Annotated in this window: 23 protein-coding genes; 13 read left to right on the top strand and 10 right to left on the bottom strand. The window is 49.9% G+C overall.

What is annotated here, in order from left to right:
• The 4 genes from ftsY to rpoH form a co-directional block, all read left to right on the top strand.
• On the top strand, positions 1–1,424 hold a 1,424-nt coding region (gene ftsY / locus C2M34_RS02190; protein WP_234398755.1), incomplete at its 5' end, for a signal recognition particle-docking protein FtsY.
• Between the two features lie 42 nt (positions 1,425–1,466).
• On the top strand, positions 1,467–2,147 hold the full coding sequence (gene ftsE / locus C2M34_RS02185; protein WP_105199567.1) for a cell division ATP-binding protein FtsE: 681 nt from the start codon (positions 1,467–1,469) through the stop codon (positions 2,145–2,147).
• Positions 2,144–3,130 carry a permease-like cell division protein FtsX gene (gene ftsX / locus C2M34_RS02180; protein WP_105257951.1) on the top strand — a complete coding sequence of 329 codons (987 nt, stop codon included), beginning with the start codon at positions 2,144–2,146 and terminating at the stop codon, positions 3,128–3,130. Before ftsE ends, ftsX begins: the two co-directional genes overlap by 4 nt.
• A gap of 294 nt (positions 3,131–3,424) precedes the next feature.
• Positions 3,425–4,288 carry an RNA polymerase sigma factor RpoH gene (gene rpoH, locus C2M34_RS02175; RefSeq protein ID WP_105199569.1) on the top strand — a complete coding sequence of 288 codons (864 nt, stop codon included), beginning with the start codon at positions 3,425–3,427 and terminating at the stop codon, positions 4,286–4,288.
• Between the two features lie 75 nt (positions 4,289–4,363).
• Here rpoH and ispB read toward each other — a convergent pair whose 3' ends face one another.
• On the bottom strand, positions 4,364–5,335 hold the full coding sequence (gene ispB, locus C2M34_RS02170; RefSeq protein WP_105257950.1) for an octaprenyl diphosphate synthase: 972 nt from the start codon (positions 5,333–5,335) through the stop codon (positions 4,364–4,366).
• Between the two features lie 343 nt (positions 5,336–5,678).
• On the opposite strand from ispB, the gene rplU reads away from it, so the two are divergent.
• From rplU to C2M34_RS02130, 8 genes are all read left to right on the top strand, one after another.
• The gene (gene rplU, locus C2M34_RS02165; protein ID WP_105199571.1) at positions 5,679–5,990 is read left to right on the top strand and encodes a 50S ribosomal protein L21; all 312 of its coding nucleotides are present in this window, start codon (positions 5,679–5,681) and stop codon (positions 5,988–5,990) included.
• 17 nt (positions 5,991–6,007) lie between these two features.
• Entirely contained in the window at positions 6,008–6,265 is a 258-nt protein-coding gene (gene rpmA / locus C2M34_RS02160; protein WP_105199572.1) for a 50S ribosomal protein L27, read from the top strand.
• Between the two features lie 163 nt (positions 6,266–6,428).
• Complete coding sequence (gene cgtA, locus C2M34_RS02155) at positions 6,429–7,601, top strand: Obg family GTPase CgtA (RefSeq protein ID WP_105199573.1); 1,173 nt, start codon at positions 6,429–6,431, stop codon at positions 7,599–7,601.
• A gap of 57 nt (positions 7,602–7,658) precedes the next feature.
• Positions 7,659–8,150 (top strand): type 3 dihydrofolate reductase, encoded by a 492-nt coding sequence (gene folA / locus C2M34_RS02150; protein WP_442792777.1) that lies wholly within the window; start codon positions 7,659–7,661, stop codon positions 8,148–8,150.
• A gap of 103 nt (positions 8,151–8,253) precedes the next feature.
• Entirely contained in the window at positions 8,254–8,601 is a 348-nt protein-coding gene (locus C2M34_RS02145; protein ID WP_105213503.1) for a DUF3718 domain-containing protein, read from the top strand.
• 154 nt (positions 8,602–8,755) lie between these two features.
• Positions 8,756–9,385, top strand: coding sequence for a uracil phosphoribosyltransferase (gene upp, locus C2M34_RS02140; RefSeq protein WP_105199574.1), 630 nt, complete (start codon positions 8,756–8,758; stop codon positions 9,383–9,385).
• A complete protein-coding gene (locus C2M34_RS02135) occupies positions 9,354–10,634 on the top strand; it encodes a uracil-xanthine permease family protein (protein ID WP_105257949.1) in 1,281 nt (426 codons plus the stop codon). The genes upp and C2M34_RS02135 overlap by 32 nt, the downstream gene beginning before the upstream one ends.
• Positions 10,635–10,753: 119 nt before the next feature.
• Positions 10,754–11,314, top strand: coding sequence for a phosphoribosyltransferase (locus C2M34_RS02130; RefSeq protein ID WP_105213299.1), 561 nt, complete (start codon positions 10,754–10,756; stop codon positions 11,312–11,314).
• Positions 11,315–11,431: 117 nt separating this feature from the next.
• On the opposite strand, the gene C2M34_RS02125 is transcribed toward C2M34_RS02130, so the two are convergent.
• The 8 genes from C2M34_RS02125 to lptD form a co-directional block, all read right to left on the bottom strand.
• Positions 11,432–12,082, bottom strand: a complete 651-nt coding sequence (locus C2M34_RS02125; protein ID WP_105199576.1) for a Crp/Fnr family transcriptional regulator — start codon at positions 12,080–12,082, stop codon at positions 11,432–11,434.
• Positions 12,083–12,419: 337 nt separating this feature from the next.
• Positions 12,420–14,069 (bottom strand): amidohydrolase, encoded by a 1,650-nt coding sequence (locus C2M34_RS02120; protein WP_105257948.1) that lies wholly within the window; start codon positions 14,067–14,069, stop codon positions 12,420–12,422.
• Positions 14,070–14,176: 107 nt separating this feature from the next.
• Positions 14,177–14,986, bottom strand: coding sequence for a symmetrical bis(5'-nucleosyl)-tetraphosphatase (locus C2M34_RS02115; protein ID WP_105199578.1), 810 nt, complete (start codon positions 14,984–14,986; stop codon positions 14,177–14,179).
• A gap of 3 nt (positions 14,987–14,989) precedes the next feature.
• A complete protein-coding gene (apaG, locus tag C2M34_RS02110) occupies positions 14,990–15,379 on the bottom strand; it encodes a Co2+/Mg2+ efflux protein ApaG (RefSeq protein WP_105199579.1) in 390 nt (129 codons plus the stop codon).
• Positions 15,363–16,169 (bottom strand): 16S rRNA (adenine(1518)-N(6)/adenine(1519)-N(6))-dimethyltransferase RsmA, encoded by an 807-nt coding sequence (gene rsmA / locus C2M34_RS02105; RefSeq protein WP_105199580.1) that lies wholly within the window; start codon positions 16,167–16,169, stop codon positions 15,363–15,365. The genes apaG and rsmA overlap by 17 nt, the downstream gene beginning before the upstream one ends.
• Entirely contained in the window at positions 16,166–17,158 is a 993-nt protein-coding gene (pdxA, locus tag C2M34_RS02100; protein WP_105199581.1) for a 4-hydroxythreonine-4-phosphate dehydrogenase PdxA, read from the bottom strand. Before pdxA ends, rsmA begins: the two co-directional genes overlap by 4 nt.
• A 5-nt stretch (positions 17,159–17,163) precedes the next feature.
• A complete protein-coding gene (surA, locus tag C2M34_RS02095; RefSeq protein WP_105257947.1) occupies positions 17,164–18,456 on the bottom strand; it encodes a peptidylprolyl isomerase SurA in 1,293 nt (430 codons plus the stop codon).
• A gap of 13 nt (positions 18,457–18,469) precedes the next feature.
• Complete coding sequence (gene lptD, locus C2M34_RS02090) at positions 18,470–20,788, bottom strand: LPS assembly protein LptD (protein ID WP_234398754.1); 2,319 nt, start codon at positions 20,786–20,788, stop codon at positions 18,470–18,472.
• A 207-nt stretch (positions 20,789–20,995) separates the two neighbouring features.
• On the opposite strand from lptD, the gene djlA reads away from it, so the two are divergent.
• The gene (gene djlA / locus C2M34_RS02085) at positions 20,996–21,832 is read left to right on the top strand and encodes a co-chaperone DjlA (protein ID WP_105199583.1); all 837 of its coding nucleotides are present in this window, start codon (positions 20,996–20,998) and stop codon (positions 21,830–21,832) included.
• Between the two features lie 63 nt (positions 21,833–21,895).
• On the opposite strand, the gene rluA is transcribed toward djlA, so the two are convergent.
• Positions 21,896–22,549: a bifunctional tRNA pseudouridine(32) synthase/23S rRNA pseudouridine(746) synthase RluA gene (gene rluA / locus C2M34_RS02080; RefSeq protein WP_105199764.1), complete on the bottom strand. Its 654-nt coding sequence runs from the start codon at positions 22,547–22,549 to the stop codon at positions 21,896–21,898.
• Between the last annotated feature and the right edge of the window lie 18 nt (positions 22,550–22,567).

The following is a 22,567-nucleotide window of genomic DNA, read 5'->3' as shown; positions in this document are numbered from 1 at the left end:
AAGAACGTCTGGCTGCCGAACAAGCGGCTCAAGAGCAAGCAGAGCAGGAGCGTCTGGCTGCCGAACAAGCGGCTCAAGAGCAAGCAGAGCAAGAACGTCTGGCTGCCGAACAAGCGGCTCAAGAGCAAGCAGAGCAGGAGCGTCTGGCTGCCGAGCAAGCGGCTCAAGAGCAAGCAGAGCTGGAGCGTCTGGCTGCCGAGCAAGCGGCTCAAGAGAAAGCAGAGCAGGAGCGTCTGGCTGCTGAGCAAGCGGCTCAAGAGCAAGCAGAACAGGAACGTCTCGCTGCGGAAGAAGCTGCCCGCGCACAAGCCGAGCAGCTAGCCGAGCAGCTAGCCGAGCAGGAACGATTAGCAGAAGAGGCTCGTTTAGCCCAAGAGCGTGAAGAGGAAGTCCGCTTAGCAGAGGAAGCCCAACTAGCTAAAGAGCAAGAAGAACAAGAACGCCTTGCCAAAGAGCAAGCGGAAAAAGAAGCCGCAGAGCAAGAGGCTGAAGAGCCGAAAAAGACGGGCTTTTTCTCTCGTCTGAAAAAAGGCCTATTAAAAACCAAGTCGAATATCGGCTCTGGCTTTGCGTCCTTATTCGCCGGTAAGAAAATCGATGACGAGCTGTTTGAAGAGCTGGAAACCCAGCTGCTTACTGCGGATGTGGGTGTGGATACCACGGTTAAACTGATTGATAACCTGACCGATGCCGCTGACCGTAAACAGCTTAAAGACGGTGACGCCCTGTATGAATTATTGAAGCAGGAAATGGCCGATATGCTGGCCAGCGCCGAACAACCTCTAGATCTAGATAAGAAAGACGGCCCCTTTGTGATCCTTATGGTGGGTGTCAATGGCGTGGGTAAAACTACCACCATAGGCAAGCTGGCAAAACAGTATCAGCAGCAGGGTAAATCCGTGATGCTGGCCGCCGGTGATACCTTCCGTGCCGCCGCCGTTGAGCAGTTGCAGGTGTGGGGTGAGCGCAATGAAATTCCAGTGATTGCCCAGCACACGGGAGCCGACAGTGCCTCTGTGGTCTTCGATGCCTTCCAGGCCGCTAAGGCCCGTAATATTGATGTGCTTATCGCCGATACCGCCGGACGCTTGCAGAATAAAGATAACCTGATGCAAGAGCTGGAAAAAATTGCTCGTGTAATGAAGAAAATCGATGCCGATGCACCTCATGAAGTGATGTTGACCATAGATGCGGGTACGGGCCAAAATGCCATCAGTCAGGTGAAGCTATTTGACCAGGCGGTAGGCCTAACCGGTATTACGCTGACCAAGCTTGACGGCACCGCCAAGGGTGGGGTGATCTTCGCTATTGCCGATCAGTTTAAAACACCGATTCGTTATATAGGTGTGGGCGAGGGCATTGACGACCTTCGTACCTTTAACAGCAATGACTTTATTGAGGCACTCTTTAGCGGTGAGCAATAACAGCTAGCGATCGCTGCTAGTACAAATTGGGACATAATAATAATGATAAAATTCCAAGATGTGAGTAAAACCTATCCCGGCGGCCACTTAGCCCTTGAGAAGGTAAGCTTTCATATAAAGAAGGGAGAGCTTGCCTTTTTAACCGGTCACAGTGGTGCCGGCAAAAGCACCTTGTTAAAGCTGATCAGCCTGATGGAACGCCCCTCAGTGGGCAGTGTGGCCATTAACGGCGTTGATCTTGGTGCCATTAAGCAAAGCCAAGTCCCTTATGTGCGCCGGGATATCGGCATTATTTTCCAGAATCACCGTTTATTAGACAGATATTCAGTGTTTGATAACGTCGCCTTGCCATTGGTGATTGAAGGTGCGCATCGCAAACAAATTGAAAAGCGGGTGTCGGCGGCACTGGAAAAAGTAGGGTTAGGGGATAAGGCCCGTTGTAACCCTCTGACCTTATCAGGTGGTGAGCAGCAGCGAGTGGGTATTGCCCGTGCAATAGTGAATTCACCGCCTATCTTGCTGGCCGATGAGCCGACCGGTAACCTGGATCCGGAACTCTCCATGGAAATCCTTAAACTCTTTGAAGACTTTAATAAGCATGGCACCTCGGTGCTGATAGCCACCCATGATCTCGGTCTTATCGCGCGTATGAAGTACCGCAGCCTAACGTTGAAAAACGGTCGCCTGCTGAACGATCCCTTAGCGCCGGAGGCGGCATTATGAGTTTATTGTTTAAAGGTCGCAAAACCGAGTATCAGCGCAAGGGTCATTCCTTTTTTACCCGTTGGTATTTTGGCCTCTTTAATACTATTCGCCAGGGCGTACAGAGCCTGGGTGAAATGTGGCGGACACCGGCGGCATCCATGATGACCATCTTGGTGCTGGGTCTAAGTCTGACCTTGCCCTCCACCTTATACCTGGTGGTAAAAAATGTGCAAAAAGTTAGCAGTGGCTTTGAGAATGCCGCGGAAATATCCTTGTTTGTAAAGCAGGATATGTCGGCGCAACAGGTGCAAACCCTGGTAAAGCGCCTGGCGTTATTCAGTGAAGTGGAAGAAGTACGCTATATCAGCAAGACCCAGGCTCTGGATGAGTTTAAACAGGTATCGGGTTTTGCCAATGCCCTGGATTATCTCGATGCCAATCCGCTTCCCGATGTGGTCCTGGTTACCCCCACAGAACGACATCGCCAGCCGCAGGCGGCAAAAGCTCTGCTAAATAAGTTGCAGCAGGAGCGCGAGGTCGACTTTGGTAAGCTGGATATAGAGTGGTTGGAAAGACTCAATTCCATTTTAAATCTGCTCAAGGAAAGCGTGATCACCATAGCCATATTATTGCTGACCTCGGTGATCTTGATCATAGGCAACACCATTCGCCTGTCTATTATGGACAAACGCAGCGAAATTCAGGTAATGAAGCTGGTCGGTGCAACGAATGGCTTTATCCAGGCACCCTTTTTATGGACCGGTATCTGGTATGGGGTCATAGGTGGTTTTGTGGCGCTGATCTGTAACCTGTTAATGATGTGGTGGTTGGAGTCGGCGGTGGCGCAGGTGACCGGCATCTATCAATCCAGCTTTATATTGCAAGGACTCAGCGCCGATGAGTTTATTACCCTTATTGGCCTGGCCGTGGTCCTTGGCTTTAGCGGCTCTTATCTGTCGGTACGCCGCTATATTAAAGAAATCGAACCGGATAAGGTTTAATCACTCCTGTAGTCGTTAGCCATGGTTGTTAAGCCGGCTAACGACTGCTAAAGTTCACTCAATGTTCACTGCCAGCACGCTAGATTTTTCTCGTTAGAACTTAAGTTGTTATCAAATTGTCATATTTCAAAGTCGCTAAATTATCGGTTTTTATCAATAAAAACAGTTGGTTATCTTGTGATTTATGATCTTTGAGAACTTCTTGATAAGCGCGCAGTCAAAGGTTACAATGCTTTAGCACTCTCGCTAAAAGAGTGCTAAATTTAGATGAAGATTTATCATCCGAGGTGAATAATGAGCACAAATTTAAATGCACTTGCATTACCGGTAAGCCAACAAAGCGCGAGCATCGAAGGATATTTGCAGGCTGTTAGCACCATTCCCATGCTCGAGGCCGAGGAAGAACGCCGTTTGGCAACCAGGCTTCAGGATGAGGGTGACCTAAGTGCTGCTAAGCAGTTGATCATGTCGCATCTGCGTTTTGTGGCTCATATTGCTAAAAGTTACAGTGGCTACGGTTTGCCGCAGGCGGATCTGATTCAAGAAGGCAATATTGGCCTGATGAAGGCGGTAAAACGTTTCGACCCAACGGTTGGCGTACGCTTGGTATCATTTGCCGTGCATTGGATTAAGGCCGAAATTCACGAATATGTATTAAAGAACTGGCGTATCGTTAAGGTGGCTACCACTAAAGCACAGCGCAAATTGTTCTTTAACCTGCGTAAGAATAAAAAACGTCTTGGTTGGTTCAACCAAGAAGAAGTGACCACGGTTGCTAATGAGCTGGGCGTGAGTGAAAAAGAAGTCCGTGAGATGGAGTCGCGTATGAGCGGCCAGGATATGGGCTTTGACTTGACCAACGATGAAGACGATAACAGCGTTGGCCAAACCTACTCGCCGGTTCAGTACCTGACCGACAACAGCTCAGATTTAGCCGAGTCGGTGGAGCAGGAGCAGTGGCAAGAGCAGTCACATACACGACTCTTCTCAGCGTTGAAAACTCTGGATGAGCGTTCACAGGATATAGTGTCGTCGCGTTGGTTAGCGGATGAAAAGGCGACTTTGCAAGAGCTGGCTGAAAAGTATCAGGTTTCTGCAGAGCGTGTTCGTCAGCTTGAGAAAAGCGCGATGAAGAAGCTACAAAATGCCATGGCATAATGTGCTCAAGACAGTAACGGAAAAGGCCAGCAAATGCTGGCCTTTTTTGTGCGTTCTGTTCACCGCTATTTATATTTAGTGATCCCGTTTAACCGCGATATTAGCGAGTGCCACCAGGGCGTCTTTAAAGGCGCTGGCGGGTAAAAACTCGAGTGCGGCAATGGCCTTATCCGCTTCTTGCTGGGCGCGCTCCATGGTGAATTCCAGGGCCTGAGTTTGTGCCAGGGTGGTAAGAATGTCGTCAAGGTACTCCAGACCGTTGCCTTGCTCTATGGCGGTACGAATTTGCTCAACCTGAGCTGGCTCGGCTTTGGACATGGCATAGATAAGCGGGAGTGTCGGCTTACCTTCGGCAAGGTCGTCACCTATGTTTTTACCTAGAGTTTCGGCATCGGCGCTGTAATCCAGCACATCGTCTACTAATTGGAAAGCCGTGCCCAGGTGCATACCATACAGGCGCATGGCTTCTTCAACCTGAGAGTCTTGCTCTGTGATCACCGCGGCTAACTGAGTCGCAGCCTCGAACAGCTTGGCTGTTTTTGAGTAGATCACCTGCATATAGCTCTTTTCTGTGGTATCTGGATCGTTGCAGTTCATCAACTGCAGTACTTCCCCTTCGGCGATGACATTGGTGGCATCGGCGAGGATATCCATGATCCGAATTTGACCTAGGCCAACCATCAACTGGAAGGAGCGGGTATAGATAAAGTCGCCCACTAAGACGCTGGCGGCATTGCCAAACTCGGCATTGGCCGTCGGTTCGCCGCGGCGTAGCGCCGATTCGTCGACCACGTCGTCATGCAATAGGGTTGCGGTGTGAATAAACTCCACTATGGTTGCTAAGGTGATGTGTTTATCACCCTGATAGCCCAGTGCGCGTGCTGCCAACAAAGCCAGCATAGGTCTGACTCGCTTGCCACCGCTGTTGACTATATAGAGGCCAAGTTGATTGACCAGAGCAACATCTGATTGCATCTGCGCATATATTAACTGGTTGACGCTGTTCATATCGTCAGCGATAAGCGTCTGGATAGCCTTTATATCCATTTAACTCCGTGCCACATCGTTTGTCCGGGGAAATGCGCCGAGAATTGTACATTAATTTTAGCTTCAGCTCGACACTTTCCCCATAAAGGGAAGTTTTTCTTGGCCCAGTAGCAAAAAAATCAATAAAGGCAAATTAATTGCTTAAAAAGTGCCTAATACGCTTGGCAAGCGAGTAAAAAAAGATAGAATAGGGAAAATTTTTTTCATGTCCTCATCGGCGCCATTTTTTCAAATAATTTATTGAAAAAGACGCTTGTCAAGAAGGGTGTTTTAGCGTAGACTTCGCGCCCTATTGAAGAATATTTAGTTGCGTCGATTTGAGGGCGCACAGACGGAGTTAATTATGTACGCGGTTTTCCAAAGTGGTGGTAAACAGCACCGTGTGACTGAAGGTCAAACGATTCGTCTAGAGAAGCTAGACGTTGAAACTGGTGCAGCAGTTGAATTTGACACAGTACTTTTAGTTGCTAATGGTGAGAAAATCGAGATCGGTACCCCGTTCGTAAACGGTGGTAAAGTTACAGCTGAGGTTGTTTCTCACGGTCGTGGCGAGAAAGTGAAGATTGTTAAATTTAGACGTCGTAAGCATTCTCGTAAGCAGATGGGCCACCGTCAGTGGTTCACTGAAGTTAAAATCACTGGCATTAGCGCTTAATTTAGAGGTACAGAAAGATGGCACATAAGAAGGCAGCTGGTAGTACTCGTAACGGTCGTGATTCAGAAAGCAAACGCCTAGGTGTTAAGCGTTTCGGTGGTGAATCTGTACTAGCGGGTAACATCATTGTTCGTCAACGTGGTACTAAGTTCCACGCTGGCTCAAACGTAGGCATGGGTAAAGACCACACTCTATTTGCAACTGCAAATGGTAAAGTTCAGTTTGAACAAAAAGGTCCACTAGGCCGTAAATACGTGAGCATCGTAGCTGAATAATCAGCTTACAGACTTACTGAAAAACCCCGCTCTTGCGGGGTTTTTTGTTTTCAATTGCAAATAAGGCCAGGTTCTCTTATCTAAGCCTATTGTTAATGAGCATTAATCAAAAGCAATTGATATAATAGAAACATTCAATCGCAGATCCGCTAAGTGAAAAATCATGAAATTTGTTGATGAAGTCGAAATCCGCGCAGAAGCTGGCGACGGCGGCAGTGGCGTAGTCTCCTTTCGCCGCGAAAAATACGTACCCGATGGCGGCCCGGATGGCGGCGATGGCGGTGACGGCGGCAGTGTCTACCTTGAGGCCGATGAGAACCTCAATACCCTGATCGACTACCAATTCGAGCGCTTCCATCGCGCCGAACGCGGTACCAATGGCCAAAGCCGTAACTGTACCGGTAAGAAGGGCACAGATCTAATCTTAAAGGTGCCAGTTGGTACCCGAGTAACCGACGTTGATACCGAAGAATCTCTGGGCGATCTAACCAAGCATGGGCAGAAGTTGATCGTTGCTAAGGGCGGTTTCCACGGCTTAGGTAATACCCGCTTTAAGTCCAGTACCAACCGTGCGCCTCGTCAGAAGACCTTAGGCACACCGGGAGAGGTGCGTAACCTTAAGCTGGAGCTTATGCTGCTTGCCGATGTGGGCTTGTTAGGCCTACCCAACGCCGGTAAGTCGACCTTTATTCGCAGCGTATCGGCGGCTAAACCTAAGGTTGCCGATTATCCGTTTACCACCTTGGTGCCAAACCTGGGTGTGGTGCGTCCGGCTTCGGGTCAATCATTTGTAATTGCCGATATCCCGGGTCTTATCGAAGGTGCATCCGATGGTGCCGGCTTGGGTATTCGCTTCTTAAAGCACCTAGAGCGTTGTCGTGTGTTGTTACATGTTATCGATGTGCTGCCGATCGATGGTTCTGATCCGGTTGATAATGCCTTTGCCATTATCAATGAACTGCATCAGTACAGCCCTAAACTGGCCGATAAACCACGTTGGTTGGTCTTCAATAAAATCGATCTGCTACCGGAAGATGAAGTTGAAGAAACTTGCGCCCGTATCGCCGAAGAGATGGGTGTTGAGCAGGATATCTATAAAATCAGTGCCGCGAGTAAACTGAATACGCAGGAACTGTGTCAGGATATCATGCAGTTGCTTGAGTCTATGCCGAAAGATAAGTTCGAGCAGCAGCAACAAGAGACAGAAGAAGTCGAGTTTAAGTGGGACACTTATCACCGTCATGCAACCAAAAATAAAGTGAACGACAATGACGATGATGATTGGGACGATTGGGATGACGACGACTATGATGTCGAAGTTATCTACGAACGTTAATTGATTACCTAAAGGGCGCTTGCGCCCTTTTTTATGAGTGAAGTAAAGGAATCAGCAGTGAAAATCTCCATGATAGCGGCGATGGCCCATAATAGGGTGATAGGCAAAGACAATGACATGCCCTGGCATTTACCCGCCGATTTAAAGCATTTTAAACAAGTGACTCTAGGCAAACCCGTGATTATGGGCCGCAAAACCCTGGAGTCCATCGGTCGAGCCCTGCCCGGACGCCGAAATATAGTGATCAGCCGCAATGGCGACTATCAATTTGCCGGCGCCGAAACGGCAACTTCGGTTGAACAGGCGCTAAGCCTGGTAGAAGGGGTTGAAGAGGTGATGATTATCGGCGGCGGTAATATCTACAGCCAATGTTTACCACTGTGCCATACCCTGTATTTAACCTTTATTGATTTGGATGTGGCCGGCGACACCTGCTTTCCGGACTACGAAGCTGTGGGCCCTTGGCGCTGTATCGCCCGCGAGCAACATGTTAAGGATGAGGCGAATCCACACGATTACGAGTTTGTCACACTGCGTAAAGCAGAGTGAGCCGTTTGCTAAAACAGGTCTCGATTGGTAAACTATTTGTCTTATTTGTGATAGAAAAGTGTTAATAATGCAGCAAATTAAACTTTTATCTGGGGCTATCGCAATGGTTATATTGGCCACTCCGTTATTCTATAGTGCGCCCGTTAGTGCCAACGATAGTCTCGCCGTGAGCATCTGTGAATACATAGCCGCCAATGATAAACATCGCCTGCGTAAAACCTTGCTCAGTGCGCGTGTTAAGCTGCGCGATATCAGTGAACGCGTGCAATGTGGCGGCAATAACCTGGTGCGCCATGCGGTGGCCAGTCAGGCAGTAGATACGGGTGAATACATTATCAAGAGCTTGCCTAAAAGCGTACTTGAAGATGGTGCCGATCTTAACTGGGCAACAAGCAATGGCTATGGTGACTCGCCACTTATCGCCGTGCTAAAAGAACACGCAGGTCTATAACACCCATTGCCTTCGTGTTAGTGATGTAAAAATCGCTAAAAAGCTCAAAAACCACGATTATTATCGTGGTTTTTTTGTTTTTGATTTTAAATCTAATTCAGTTCAGGCCCTATACTGGTTAAAATAGCGCAAATTTTTCCAACTAGGTCTTTCTATGGCAATTCACGTAATTGATCACCCTTTAGTACAACACAAACTTGGTTTAATGCGTCAGCAAGGCATCAGCACCAAGAGCTTTCGCGAGCTGGCTTCGGAAGTAGGTACGCTACTTACCTATGAAGCAACGAAAACACTTGAGCTGGCGGATACCACAATCACAGGTTGGCAGGGAAATGAGCTAACCGTAAAAAGTATTAAAGGGAAGAAGATTACCGTAGTGCCAATTTTACGTGCCGGCCTAGGGATGCTTGACGGTGTTATGCACTTGATCCCGGGCGCCAAGGTCAGCGTTGTTGGCCTTGAGCGTAACGAAGAAACCCTGGAGCCAGTTCCTTACTTTGAAAAGCTGGTAGGTAATATTGATGAGCGTTTAAGCCTGGTTATCGATCCTATGCTGGCCACCGGTGGTTCTATGATAGCGACCCTGGATATGCTAAAAAAAGCGGGTTGTACCCAGATCAAGGTGATCGTATTGGTAGCCGCGCCGGAAGGCATAGACAAAACCTTGGCAGCGCATCCGGATGTGGATATTTACACCGCGTCACTGGATAGCCACCTAAATGAAAAAGGATACATAGTGCCAGGATTGGGCGATGCCGGCGATAAGATCTTCGGTACCGTTTAATGGCGCATTTCTATCTCCTAAAACCATGCTAACCGGCGCGCAAATGCTGTTTGTCGCCTTTGGAGCCCTGGTTTTAGTGCCCTTGTTAACCGGGCTGGATGCCAATGTTGCGCTCTTTACCGCTGGCCTTGGCACCTTGGCATTTCAATGGATCACCCGTGGCCAGGTACCTGTGTTCCTGGCTTCATCCTTTGCTTTTATCGCTCCTATTATTGCCTGTAATCAGCTCTATGGCAGTGCGGCTACCATGGGCGCGCTGATGGCCGCCGGTGGCGCTTATATGCTGTTGGCCTTGATGGTGCGCTTAAAAGGCACGGATATGCTGCATAAGGTGTTGCCGCCTGTGGTGGTGGGTCCTGTGATCATGGTGATAGGTCTGGCCTTGGCGCCTGTGGCGGTAAATATGGCCATGGGTAAAAGCGGCGATGGCACGGCACAGCTGGTTGCCTACTATGATGCGGTGTGGATCTCCATGTCGGCGCTCGTTGCTACCTTGGTCGTTTCCGTATTCGGCGGTGGTATTTGGCGTTTGGTGCCTATTTTGGCTGGGGTTTTGACCGGGTATCTGTGTGCCCTGGCATTTGGCGTGGTCGACTTTAGCGCGGTACAACAAGCCAGCTGGCTTGCAGCACCTGCGTTTAGCGCACCGGAATTCAAGTGGCAGGCTATTGCTTTTATGATCCCGGTCGCCGTGGCGCCGGCCATTGAGCATATTGGTGACATGATGGCGATCAGCAATGTCACCGGTAAGGACTTTTTGAAAAAGCCTGGTTTACATCGCACCTTAATGGGTGATGGCGTAGCCACCACCTTGGCGGCCAGTGTTGGTGGACCACCGAATACCACCTATTCGGAAGTGACAGGTGCTGTGATGCTGACGAAAAACTTTAATCCAAGGGTGATGACCTGGACCGCTATAATCGCCGTGGTATTGGCTTTTATCGGCAAGATGGGCGCCGGTTTACAGAGCATTCCCGTGCCCGTAATGGGCGGCATTATGATCTTGCTGTTCGGCTCCATTGCCGTGGTAGGTTTAAAAACCCTGATGAAGGCGGATTTGGATGTGAGCGCACCACGCAACCTGGTGATCATCGCCTTGATCTTGGTTTTTGGTATCGGCGGCATGCAGATCGGCGGCAACGAATTTGCCCTGCAAGGGGTAAGCCTCTGTGCCATCTTTGGCATAGTGCTTAATCTGTTGTTACCCGAGCATCAGCCAGATACGGAACAAAATGAAGGCCAAGGGTAATCCCCTAGAGCATTTGTTCCATAAATACGTTAGAATCTGCCGCCTTTAGTCTTTCAAGATCATGGCGGCAGAGTGCAATATGCTGGCACTATCGCCATTTAATTATTAGGGGCACTCCTATGTCAGATAAGCGTTATATTACCGCGCAACAGTTGCTGGAAGATTCGTTCCGCGTTGCAGCACAAGTCTATGAAGATGGCTTTCGACCCGATTTCATCATTGGTATTTGGCGTGGCGGCGCACCTATAGGTATCGCCGTGCAAGAGTACTATGACTACAAGGGCATAGACACAGATCATATCTCAGTACGTACATCGTCATACTATGGTATCGGCAAGCAGTCGAAAGAGATCAAGGTACACGGTTTGCATTACATTATCGAAAATGCCAATGCCGATAACTCCTTGTTGATCGTTGATGATGTATTCGACTCGGGCCGCAGCATCTATGCGCTAAAAGAAAAGCTGGCTGAACTCATGCGTTTAAACCTGCCTCAAGATATTCGCGTTGCTTGTCCTTATTACAAGCCGAAGAATACCAAGGTGCCGATGAAGCCGGATTATTACATCCATGACTCGGACGAGTGGTTGGTGTTCCCGCACGAGTTGTCGGGATTGACGCCAGAAGAGTTGCAAGAAGGTAAATCCGACCTTGCCAACATTAAAGACCTGTTTGTGTAATAGACAGTGAAATAAAAAGCAGCCTAGGCTGCTTTTTTATGCTTATACCAATTCTGTTAAGTATGTGAGCATGATATTTAGCCCGCTAGAATGATTAGCTATTTAAGTGAATTGGTATTAGATAAAGCTATCGACAAAGGCCGAGAGAGCCGGAATATCGATGGCCTGTAAGCCTTCCTTTGAACGTACTATCAGGCCCTTATCGACCAGCTCGGTTACCACCCGGCGATAGGCACGCTCTGTGGTGGCGAAACGCTCCGCCTCGGCGCTCACCGTCGGGTAGGCACGCAGCAGCGTGGGATTGGTATTCTGAGCCCGCATCAGGCAATCCTTGGCGATATTATAACTTAGGGGCAGCAACAGCTTATCCAGGTTAACCTTTTGGTTTTCCTGAAATTTGGCGGCAATGGTTTGCGCCGTATAAAGGCTGAGTTGCGGGTTGGCCAAAAGCACCTGGCGCCAGTGCTTTAGTTCAATCAGGTTGTAACTGACATCGCTAAAGCAGGTAACGGTATAAATGCAGGGCTGGTTATTCAAGGCTTCGATTTCGCCGATCAAGGTGTTGTTACAATCAAGCTGGCCTAGCAACAAGCGGCGGCCATTGCCCACATCATAACTAAAAGACACAGTACCACTGCGCACCAAGACTAGCTTTTGTAGCGGTTGGTCCTGATGCAGTAAGACTTCTTTTTTCTCCTGCTGGTAATAAGTACCGGCATAATTTAGAAGTTGCTCAACGAGATCCGTCGAAAAATGATACTGAAACATTCTTAAAGCCTGCTGGGACAATTGTCCTTTTTGTTACAACCGTATGACGCTAGCATTAAGGTCTAGCTACTTTTATGTCAATTTGCACGTTTAAATCGGGTTGTTCCTTAGCATAACGGTTCCCGTGTTAACTGTCGGTTTATTACCCGTGTGCAAATTGACCTTTTTATCCTCTGTAATCGCCCTGTGGTGCATGCGAATCCTTGCTCTCACAGCGATTTCTAATGCTAACGTAAAGCGAAGAAGAGGACAAATGGCGTGAGAATATTTAGGCTAATTTGCCTCTAGGCTACTTGTCACTTCTTCCACTATCAGCGATGTTTAAAACCCTGTTGCTTTAATCTTGTCGGCTGTATCGCTGTTCACCGCCAAGCCAGGTTTCTAATACCTGAGTCTGCCAAATGTCCTGCACCGGGGCGGTCATAATATCTGTGTCGATCAGTATAAAGTCGGCCCATTTACCTTTTTCCAAACTACCCAGTTTAAATTCCTGTTGGGCACTATAGGCTGCATCCAAGGTAAAAGCGCGCAGTGCCTGCTCTCGGGTTAATAGTTCCTGTGGGCGCCAGCCTTCTTGCGGTTGGCCGTTATGATCCTGGCGGGTAATAGCGCTGTACAGACCATGGAAGGGGTTTGCCAGCTCCACCGGGAAATCCGAACCAGCGGCGACCTTAGAGCCCTGGGCTAAAAACGTTTGCCAGGCATAGGCGCCACTTAGTTGCTGCTCGTTTAGGCGCAATTCGGCCATATGCATATCCGAGGTGGCATGTACTGGCTGCATGGAGGGAATGATTGCCAGCTCCTTAAAGCGAGGGATGTCGCTTGGCGCAACGATTTGCGCATGCTCGATGCGATTGCGTAGTAATTTGCCGCCAGTGCTTTTAAACACGTTTTCATAGGCATTGAGCACATCGCGGTTGGCGCGATCGCCTATGGCATGGGTGTGCGCCGCAAAACCATGGGTAAAACAGGTTTTAAAGATTTCTTCTAACTGCGCCTGGCTTTCCAGCATCAGGCCGTGATGCCCCTTGCGATCGGCATATTCATCAAGCAGGGCGGCACCGCGGGAGCCTAAAGCGCCATCGGCGTAGACCTTAACACTGCGAATGGAGAGCATGTCGTTGGCATCGTCGATTTTGCCGGCCTTAAGCATGCTTAACAGCTGAGGGTCGGCGGCACTGAGCATGGCATAGATGCGCAGCGGCAGGTTCTTTTGTTCGGCGCGCTGGTGATAAAGCTGCCAGGTGTCTTTGCTTATGCCGGCGTCATGGGTGCTGGTAATACCCAGGCTGAGTAAATGTGCACCAGCCTTATCCAGGGCGGTGGAGAGAGCCTGGAAATCGGCCTTGGGAATATGGGCATTGATCAGGTTTTCCGCCTTATCAATAAACACCCCGGTTGCTTGTCCCTGGCTGTTACGAATGATTTCGCCGCCTTCCGGATTTTGCTCCGAGCCCTTAAAGCCCGCAAGCTCCATGGCCTTGGTATTAACCCAGATGGCATGACCGTCGATGCGCGTCAGTACCACAGGGCGGTCACTGACATATTTATCCAAGTCTGCCGCCGTGGCAAAGCGTTTTGTTGGCCAGTTCTCCTGGTTCCAGCCACGGCCGATAATCCACTCTTGCTTTGATTGCGCCGCAAAGGCTTTTAGCTTCTCACCAATGTGTTCCACCGACTGGGTATCGCGTAAATCCAAGCGCATCAGGTTTTGGCCTAGGCCAATAACATGGCCATGGGCATCGATTAACCCAGGCAGCAGCACCTTGCCTTGGGCGTCTATGCGCTTGGCATCGGGATAGCTTTTGGCGAGCTGCTGATCGCCGTGATTAAGTACACGTCCATCTTCAATTACCAGGGTACTAAAGCGGGTGAGCTCACCATCCTGAGTTGGGGTATAACCCTTGGCGTTGTACAGCACTGTAGTGCTGGCCAGAGTACTTAGGGGCGCCAGCGTCATCATTAACGCAATAAGCTTGTTTTTCATGGATATTTTCCTCCTTGGCAGAGAAATGACTGTAGCAAATAAATATCCAATGCGACAACAAAGGCGATGTGTGGAAAAAAGTAGCACAGAGCCTGACAGGCTGTGTTTCAAAGGTGGGCGGGGATAGATACTTTGTTTTTAGTTTTCAGATTCATAGCCGTCATGCTGCCACCCCAGACACAGCCAGTGTCCAAGGCGTGAATATGGTCTATACCGGTATGGCCTTCGAGCGCCGCCCAGTGACCAAAGACAATATCAAAGTCCTCCTGGCCGCGATTAGGGTGGTTAAACCAAGGAATAAGCGAGCCATTTTGATTCGGTGCACCCTTGTCGCTGAGATTCAGCGCGCCTTGCTTGTCAACGAAACGCATGCGGGTAAAGGCATTGATGGTGTAGATAAACTTCTCCACCTTGCTTTGTGCCTCATGCCATTGGCTTGGTGCATTTTGATACATGCGCGCAAAATAGTAGGCGGCGTCTTCACCTTGGTAGCATTGCTCGGCAACACGGGCTTGTTGCAGCGCCTGGCTCAGCGACCACTGCGGCGACAGGCCAGCATGGCTTATCAGCATACGGCGCTTTTCCAGCCAGATGGCCAAAGGTTGGCGCTGTAAGAAGGCAAGCAGCTGAGGACAATCCGGTGCCGTTAACAGGGCTGCAAGCTTATCCTTTGGGTTGGCTTCTTTTCCCAAGGCTAGGGTGGCAAGCAGGTGCAGGTCGTGATTACCCAAGGTAATGCTAACGGCATGCTCCATAGTGTGCAGGCGTCGCAGACAGGCGAGGGAGTCCGGGCCCCGAGCGACTATATCGCCAACGCAATAGAGGTGATCTTTACTGGGGTTGAAGTCGATGCGCTTAAGCAGCGCATCTAATTCCTGATAGCAACCCTGGATGTCGCCAACTGCATACTGAGCCATGGCTTAGTGCAGAATATTCGGGCAACTAAGACGGAACACATCGATAGGCGCCTGGAATTCGTTGCCGAACTCACTGCGCATCACATAATAGCCCTGCATGGTGCCCACCGGCGTGTCTAATACGGCGCCGCTGGTGTAGCTATAGCTTTCGCCCGGGCCTATGGTCGGTTGCTCGCCGACTACGCCATCGCCTTCGACCTCAACTTCCTTGCCATTGGCATCGGTGATCAGCCAGTAGCGACTAAGCAGCTGGGCGCTGCTCAGGCTGTGGTTTTTGATGGTGATATTGTAGGCAAACACATATTTGTCATGCTCAGGCTCGGATTGACCCTCGACATAGAAGGTCTCCACCATGACTTTAATGGCCGACTCTGAGTTACTGCTGGTTGTCATATAGCCAATTCGCGATATCGATAAACTGCTGTAGCGTTAAACTTTCCGCGCGCACAGTCGGGTCTACGCCCAAGGCTTCTAGCTGCTCGGCATCAAGCAGGTTAGCCAGGCTGTTGCGTAAGGTTTTACGACGCTGATTAAAGGCTTCCAAACACACGGTATTAAGCAACTTGGTGCTTTTTGCGGTGCGTTGTTCTGGATTTTTTGGCACCAGTCTTACTACCGCAGAGTCAACTTTAGGAGCTGGCTTGAAGCAGGTTGGTGGCACCTCAATCACTGGAATCGCATGGCAGTAGTATTGAGTCATAACACTTAAGCGACCAAATGCTTTGCTGCCCGGTGATGCAACCATGCGGTTAACTACTTCTTTTTGCAGCATAAAGTGCATGTGTTCAACGTCATCCACGTATTCAAATAAGTGGAATAACAAAGGGGTAGATACATTGTATGGCAGGTTGCCGAAAATCTTGAGCTTCTTGTCACCTTTAAGCAAGCTCGAAAAATCGAACTTCATTGCATCACCCTGATGCACTGTCAATTTCGGTGCCATAAAGGGGTGATGAATAAGGCGCTCGGCCAGGTCTTTATCAAGTTCAACTACCGTAAGGTGGTCGGTCAGCTCGGTGACCGGCTCGGTGATCGCGCCCAGACCAGGGCCTATCTCCACCAGATTATCGCCCACACGTGGGTCGATAGCGGTTACGATTTTATCAATAATGGTGTCATCATTGAGGAAGTTTTGCCCGAAGCGTTTTCTCGCTCGGTGCCCTAAGTGTACTTTATCTGTCATTGTCTCTGCGCTTTTTTGCTCGCCAGTTTTATTGCTTCGCTCAAGGCGACGCGGAAACTGCCGGCATCTGCTTGGCCGCTGGCCGCCAGATCAAGGGCTGTACCATGATCGACGGAGGTCCGAATAAAGGGAAGGCCAAGGGTGATATTTACTGAATTTCCAAAACCCTTATATTTTAACACAGGTAGCCCCTGATCGTGATACATAGCCAGTACTGCATCCGCTTCATTGAGATATTTATCCTGAAACAGGGTATCTGCGGGCAGTGGGCCAATCAGGTGCATGCCTTGGTTATTAAGGGCCTCAAGGGTAGGGGTCATGACCTCGATTTCTTCGCGCCCCAAATGTCCGCCTTCACCGGCGTGCGGGTTTAAACCACAAACTAAAATACGCGGCTGTTCGATGGCGAACTTGGTGCGCAAATCGTGATCTAAAATGCCAATGACCTTGGCCAGACGCTCTGGGGTAATGGCTTTGGACACATAGGCCAGGGGAATATGTGTGGTCACTAAGGCCACTCGTAGACCTTCGGTGGCCAGCATCATCACCACATCCGGGGTGTTGGATTGCTGGGCGAAGTATTCGGTATGACCGCTAAAGGAAATGCCAGCCTTATTGATAATGCCCTTATGCACCGGGCCTGTGACCACGGCATCGAAGGTGCCATCCATATTTTTTTCACAGGCAATGCGCAGGGTGTCGAGCACATACTCGCCATTTTGCTCATCCAACTGACCAGGGATGGCTTCCACCGGTAAGTCCACCTGATGATAAAACAGAGTGCCGGCGGCGGTTGGCTGCGCCTGTGCCTGTTCGTCAAAGGGGATCAGGGTCAGCGGCAGGCCCAGGGTAGCGGCCCGCTGTTGTAGCAATTGCGCATCGGCAATGGCAACCAATTGCGCGTCCCACTCCTGTTGCACTAAGGCAATCAGTAAGTCAGGACCCACGCCGGCCGGTTCACCTGGGGTGATAGCGATACGCAATGTCATGGCCCTTATTCCTCTACGAAAATATCAATATGTGCTTGTTCGCGAATTTCCTGTTGGAAAGCAAAGCTTTCTTCTTTGAATTTGCGGTTGTACAGCAATTGTTGGGCGCGGTTTTTCTTGGCCAGGTCGGTTTTATCGGCAACGCGCTTATCTAGCAGTTGCACTATATGCCAGCCGAAAGTAGAGCGGAATGGTTCACTGATTTCGTTCTTATCCAATGCCATCAGGGTGTCGCGGAAGGCCGGAACATAGGTGGTTGGATCGGTCCAGTCGTACTCACCGCCCTTAAGTGCTGAGCCTGGATCTTCCGAGTATTCTTTGGCTAGTGCAGCAAAGTCAGCCTCACCGGCGCGCAGGTCTTCAACAAAACCGGCCAGCATAGAGCGGGCTTTTTCTTCGCTCAGGATGATAGATGGCTTTAAGAGGATGTGACGCGAGCGAACCTCAACGGTTTCCACAACCTGGCGGCCGCGTACGTCTTGTACCTTGATGATGTGGAAACCGGCACCACTGCGCAGTGGACCTATGATATCGTCTTTCTTCTTGCCCTTCACCGCTTCTGCAAACAGTGATGGCATTTCGTTGGTGCCCATCCAACCCAACTGACCACCTTCAAGGGCTTTTGAGCCGCTTGATGAGGCGATGGCGATGCGCTTGAATTCCTGGCCATCGTTAAGCATATCGATAACCTTGGTAGCACGCTCCTGGGCGCTGGCAATGTCTTCGGCGGTGGCGCCGCTGGGAATGTCGATCAGGATATGGCCGATGTCATACTCTTCCGCATTACCGCCTTGTTGATCCATGATTTTCAACAAGTTGTCAATTTCTTGCAAGCTGATATAAATACGGCGGTCAACATTGGCACGCATCACCTGTTGCGTGGTGATTTCTTTACGCATATCTTCACGGAACTGTTGGAAGCTCTCTCCTGAGGCTTCGATAGAAGCGCGCATATCGGCTATGGTGCCGCCTTGCTCGCGAGCCATATTGGCTAGGGTTTGATCAAGCTGACCGTCGGAAATTTCCATACCCATGCGCTCGCCAAGTTGCAGCAGCAGAGTTTGGTCAATCAAACGTTCAATGGCTTGTACGCGCAGCGCATCGTCGCTTGGCAGCTCCTGGCCACTGGTTTTAGCCTGGCTTTTAACACGGTTGATAATGGCGTCAACTTCACTTTGTAAAATGACCCCTTCATTGACTGTGCCGACCACCTGATCGATCAGCTGTGGTTTGGCAATAGCACCTTGACTGAGGCCGAGGGCGAGAATACTGGTTGCTAAAAAACTTCTAAAATTCATAGTTGTTATTGCTTTATTTAGTAAGGAAGTAGGGGCGACGGTAGCCAAAAATGCCTTCTTTAAGTATTTCTTGCGCATCATAACTGCTTTTGCCTCCGAGTCCCTTAAGGACAAATTTGATGCCGATCCCCGAGTCGAAGACCGCTTGCTCTTGGTTAATACTTTGATTCAAGTCTGTTTCGATTTGTCTGTGTCCGGTAACCTGCACCGCCCAACAACAGGACTCGTACTGTACTCCAGTGTATACCTCGATGCTACGTCCGGCGTCGAGATCGCGGTGGTAGCTGGCAACGAATTGCCAATTATCGTCGATGGGCACACTGGTAAACATGCCGACTTGCTCAATTGTATTCCCTGAGACATCGTTTGCATAGCGATGGTTCAATTGCATCAGTTCATTGTCGTCACCCTTATAGTCTAAGGTCAGATGCGATTGAATCATTTGACTGCCATCAATGTCGTATTGGATGCCACCGGATAGATACCAACGGCGATGCCAGTGCCACATGGCTTCACTGGCAAACAGGGAGTCGTAGCTGGTGTCATCGGCAAAATCCTGAGCCGTGGGTTTGGCGGAGTCCGACAAATAGAAGATTTGACCGGCGCTTAAGTTAAACACCTCTTCATTTTTACCATCGAACACTCGGGTAGTGGCACCTAAGGTGATCTGGTTCGCAGCCGCAATGCGGTCAACGCCGGAAAAGCGACGGTCGCGGAACAGGCCGAAAAAGTCATCCTGCAGCTTGGTGGTGTCGAACAGGCCGATATTGTTCTGATCCTTGTTCGGAGTATAGAGATACTGAATTTGCGGCTCTAATGTCTGAATGCCGTTATCAACGAACAAGCTGGTGTCGCGTTCAAAATTCAGCTGGCTATACAGGCGCACCTTGGGCAAGGTGCGATGCACGGTTTCCTCAAAGTCGGTGCCGGCCAAGTCCCCTTGCTGATCATAATAGGTATGCAAGAGGCTGAATTCAGACAAGAAGGACCAGGCATAACGGTCTTCGCTAAAGCTCAGTTTGGGCTCTATATGCAGACGTGTTGCCTCGTCTATTATTCGGGTGCTGTTGCGGAAATGGCTGATCTCGCCATTGATACTGGCGTCAAACCAACCCAACTGATAGGCCTGAGTCTGGCTAAAGCCAATGCGCGGCAGGGCGGTATAAGACTCTAAGTGATCGCCCAGTACTTCATAATCCTGAATCTGGATATCGGTGCGCCAGCGCTCTCCCAAATGAGTCAGAATACCGGAACGCGCCAGGTGAGTATCTGTTTTGCTGGCGTAGTTGGAGCCTAAGTCTGTGAGATAGTTATCGTCACTGACGTTAGTGATATCAACTCCGGCACGCCACTGGTCGTTAAAGTAGCTTTGCTGCTGCCAATGATAGATATAGCGATTACCCAGCTCGCGCTCGGTTTTATCCGAGTCCAGATATTCCAGACCAAGCATGCCCTGGCTGGTCTCGGTGAGATAACGAAATTCCGATTGCAGCTGCAAACCCTTTTTCGACATATAACGGGGCGTCAAAGTCAGGTCGTAATTCGGCGCCAGGTTAATGTAATAAGGGGTAATGGTTTCCACACCATAACGATTCGAGCTCGATAATCGCGGCGCTAGAAAGCCGGTTTTGCGCTGATCATTAATGGGGAAGGTGAAATAGGGTAAATACAAGACCGGGGTATTGTAGATTTTTAGCGTCGCCCCATGGGTTTCACCCCAGCCCTTTTGCTGCGACAAAATAATTTTATCGGCATTGATTGACCAGGTTTCATCATCCACCGGGCAGGTGGTGAAGCTGGCATTGCTTAGGGTCAGCGCTTCTTGCGAAACCTCTAATTGTTCGGCGCCACCACGGCCTTGTTGTTCGGTCAACTGGTAGTCGGCTGCCAACAACTTGATATTAGAGTCATCCAGGCTGGCATTTAAGCCACGACTGGTAATAATGGCGACACCATCGCGATAGGTGAGTGGCCCTTGCGCATTGAGCAGACCCTGCTGCTTATCAATTAACGCCGAGCGGGCGTTAAGGGTCATGGTGCTACTGCTGATATCTACGTCGCCATCAAACTGGGCGCTGGCCTGGCCTATTAATTCGACATCATCGGCAACGATTTCAATTACCCCAAAGGGTAAATCGGGCGCCTGCCAGGGCGCTGGACGAACCGCAGCAAAACAATGGGGTATTTCCCCAGGCTCTGGTGCTGGCGCGATAAAGGCTTCACCTTCGGGAGCGGGTACCTTGGCATCCGTCGCCTGTTCCACAGCTGCTAGTGCGACGCTGGCTTGGGTTCCATATAGGGCTATTGCTATCATGCCCCATAATTTATTCATTGACTCACCTTAGCTTAGTTGCCAAAAGTACTAGAAATAAGCATGACATAATAAAGCAATTTTTGGCTAATTACATCTGCCAAGTACCCACAAATACGTCATTTTTCTGGCTTATATTCAGCTTAATAGATACGCCCTTGTGCTTGTTAGTTCGATGATTTTTCGTCACTATGTGGGGGCATTTTCAAATAACAAGGGTTAGCGCTAATGTGGGGTAAGGTGCTCGGTGCCTTTTTTGGCTTTATGTTTGGCCGTTTTTTTGGCTTATTTTTGGGTCTGTTTATCGGCCACCTGTTCGACAAAAGCCTGAAACAGAATTTCGATAATGCCGGCGGCTTGCGTGGTTTCTTTAATAACGACGAAGTGTCTGAGCGCCAGGCGTTGTTTTTCTCCAGTTGCTTTGCGGTGATGGGGCATATTGCCAAATCCAATGGTCGAGTAAATGAATTGCATATTCGTGCCGCCACCGCTTTTATGGAAGAAATGGGCCTGACCGGTGAGGACAAACGCGAAGCCCAATTGGCCTTTAACACTGGTAAAGCGGATGGTTTTGCCATGAACGCTACCTTGCGTGAGTTTCGTGAGCACTTTGCCGGGCGTTTCGATCTCATCCAATTGTTTTTAGAGATTCAGATTCAAATGGCCTTTAGCGATGGCCACCTGGCGGCACAGGAAAAAACCTTACTCGAGCAGGTCGCTAAGGGGCTTGGCGTTAGCAAAACCCATTTTAGTTTTATCCTTAAACGCTATCAGGCCGAATTTGCGTTTCGCCAGCAACAGCAAAAATTTCATCAGCAACATCAGCAGCAGCGCGCTTCCGGCGGCGCCAGTAGTGGCATGAGCCGCGCTCAGGCGCTGCATATCTTGGGCTTGGAAGAAGGCGCCGATCCCTCCACGGTCAAAAAGGCCTATCGCAAGCTGATGGCACAGCACCATCCGGATAAGCTGGTCTCTCAAGGTCTCCCTGAGCATATGATGCGCTTGGCACAAAAGAAGAGTCAGGATATTCAGGCGGCCTACGAATACCTCAAAAAGGCGGCTTAATAAACCGCCTATCCCCGAGCTTCAGCACTCAGGCAGTAAGGGTTAAATTATATTGGTGGCTCGTTAAAACGGGCAGGGCGCGGTAAAGGTCATGCTTTCGCCGCTGCTGGGATGATTTAGGGTCAGCCAGTGGGCATGTAATTGCAAACGCGGTGCACGGTCTTTGGCTTCAGGGTAGGCATAGAGACGGTCGCCCAAGATCACATGACCCAGGGACAGCATATGTACCCTCAGCTGGTGGCTGCGACCTGTGATCGGGGTCAGACGCACTCGGGTATTGTTATCGCCATGTTCAAGCACCTCATAATGGGTCAGCGACGGCTTGCCCTTTTCCATATCTACCATTTGCTTGGGACGATTCGGCCAATCGCAGATCAGCGGCAGGTCCACTGAGCCCGTAGCATCCTTAAGATGGCCATCGACTATGGCGATATATTCCTTAGCGGTTTGTCTGTCCTGAAACTGCATGCTGAGATTGCGGTGCGCTTCTTTGTTCAGTGCCAGACAGATCACGCCCGAAGTGGCCATATCCAATCTATGTACGATTTTAGCGGTTGGAAATACGATATTGGCGCGACGAATTAGGCTATCGGCATGTTTTGGGTCTTTTCCCGGCACCGTCAGCAGGCCGCTGGGCTTATCAAGGATCAGCAGGTCGTCATCTTGATAGATGATCTGCAGATAGGGAAAACGTGGGGGATTGTAGTTTAAAAGCATGACCGGCCTCATAGCGTA

This window comes from Pseudoalteromonas sp. T1lg88 (assembly GCF_002964765.1).
Lineage (GTDB): Bacteria > Pseudomonadota > Gammaproteobacteria > Enterobacterales > Alteromonadaceae > Pseudoalteromonas.
This window is presented reverse-complemented; position numbering and strand designations above follow the sequence as displayed.

Excerpts from the sequence above, each read along its gene's own strand:
- apaG (WP_105199579.1), bottom strand. The coding sequence starts at position 15,379 with ATGACAACCAGCAGTAACTCAGAGTCGGCCATTAAAGTCATGGTGGAG.
- C2M34_RS02145 (WP_105213503.1), top strand. The coding sequence starts at position 8,254 with ATGGTTATATTGGCCACTCCGTTATTCTATAGTGCGCCCGTTAGTGCC.
- ftsX (WP_105257951.1), top strand. The coding sequence starts at position 2,144 with ATGAGTTTATTGTTTAAAGGTCGCAAAACCGAGTATCAGCGCAAGGGT.
- rpmA (WP_105199572.1), top strand. The coding sequence starts at position 6,008 with ATGGCACATAAGAAGGCAGCTGGTAGTACTCGTAACGGTCGTGATTCA.
- lptD (WP_234398754.1), bottom strand. The coding sequence starts at position 20,788 with ATGAATAAATTATGGGGCATGATAGCAATAGCCCTATATGGAACCCAA.
- pdxA (WP_105199581.1), bottom strand. The coding sequence starts at position 17,158 with ATGACATTGCGTATCGCTATCACCCCAGGTGAACCGGCCGGCGTGGGT.
- djlA (WP_105199583.1), top strand. The coding sequence starts at position 20,996 with ATGTGGGGTAAGGTGCTCGGTGCCTTTTTTGGCTTTATGTTTGGCCGT.
- upp (WP_105199574.1), top strand. The coding sequence starts at position 8,756 with ATGGCAATTCACGTAATTGATCACCCTTTAGTACAACACAAACTTGGT.
- ispB (WP_105257950.1), bottom strand. The coding sequence starts at position 5,335 with ATGGATATAAAGGCTATCCAGACGCTTATCGCTGACGATATGAACAGC.
- C2M34_RS02135 (WP_105257949.1), top strand. The coding sequence starts at position 9,354 with ATGCCGGCGATAAGATCTTCGGTACCGTTTAATGGCGCATTTCTATCT.
- C2M34_RS02130 (WP_105213299.1), top strand. The coding sequence starts at position 10,754 with ATGTCAGATAAGCGTTATATTACCGCGCAACAGTTGCTGGAAGATTCG.
- cgtA (WP_105199573.1), top strand. The coding sequence starts at position 6,429 with ATGAAATTTGTTGATGAAGTCGAAATCCGCGCAGAAGCTGGCGACGGC.
- rsmA (WP_105199580.1), bottom strand. The coding sequence starts at position 16,169 with ATGACAGATAAAGTACACTTAGGGCACCGAGCGAGAAAACGCTTCGGG.
- C2M34_RS02120 (WP_105257948.1), bottom strand. The coding sequence starts at position 14,069 with ATGAAAAACAAGCTTATTGCGTTAATGATGACGCTGGCGCCCCTAAGT.
- C2M34_RS02115 (WP_105199578.1), bottom strand. The coding sequence starts at position 14,986 with ATGGCTCAGTATGCAGTTGGCGACATCCAGGGTTGCTATCAGGAATTA.
- surA (WP_105257947.1), bottom strand. The coding sequence starts at position 18,456 with ATGAATTTTAGAAGTTTTTTAGCAACCAGTATTCTCGCCCTCGGCCTC.
- ftsE (WP_105199567.1), top strand. The coding sequence starts at position 1,467 with ATGATAAAATTCCAAGATGTGAGTAAAACCTATCCCGGCGGCCACTTA.
- C2M34_RS02125 (WP_105199576.1), bottom strand. The coding sequence starts at position 12,082 with ATGTTTCAGTATCATTTTTCGACGGATCTCGTTGAGCAACTTCTAAAT.
- rpoH (WP_105199569.1), top strand. The coding sequence starts at position 3,425 with ATGAGCACAAATTTAAATGCACTTGCATTACCGGTAAGCCAACAAAGC.
- rplU (WP_105199571.1), top strand. The coding sequence starts at position 5,679 with ATGTACGCGGTTTTCCAAAGTGGTGGTAAACAGCACCGTGTGACTGAA.
- rluA (WP_105199764.1), bottom strand. The coding sequence starts at position 22,549 with ATGCTTTTAAACTACAATCCCCCACGTTTTCCCTATCTGCAGATCATC.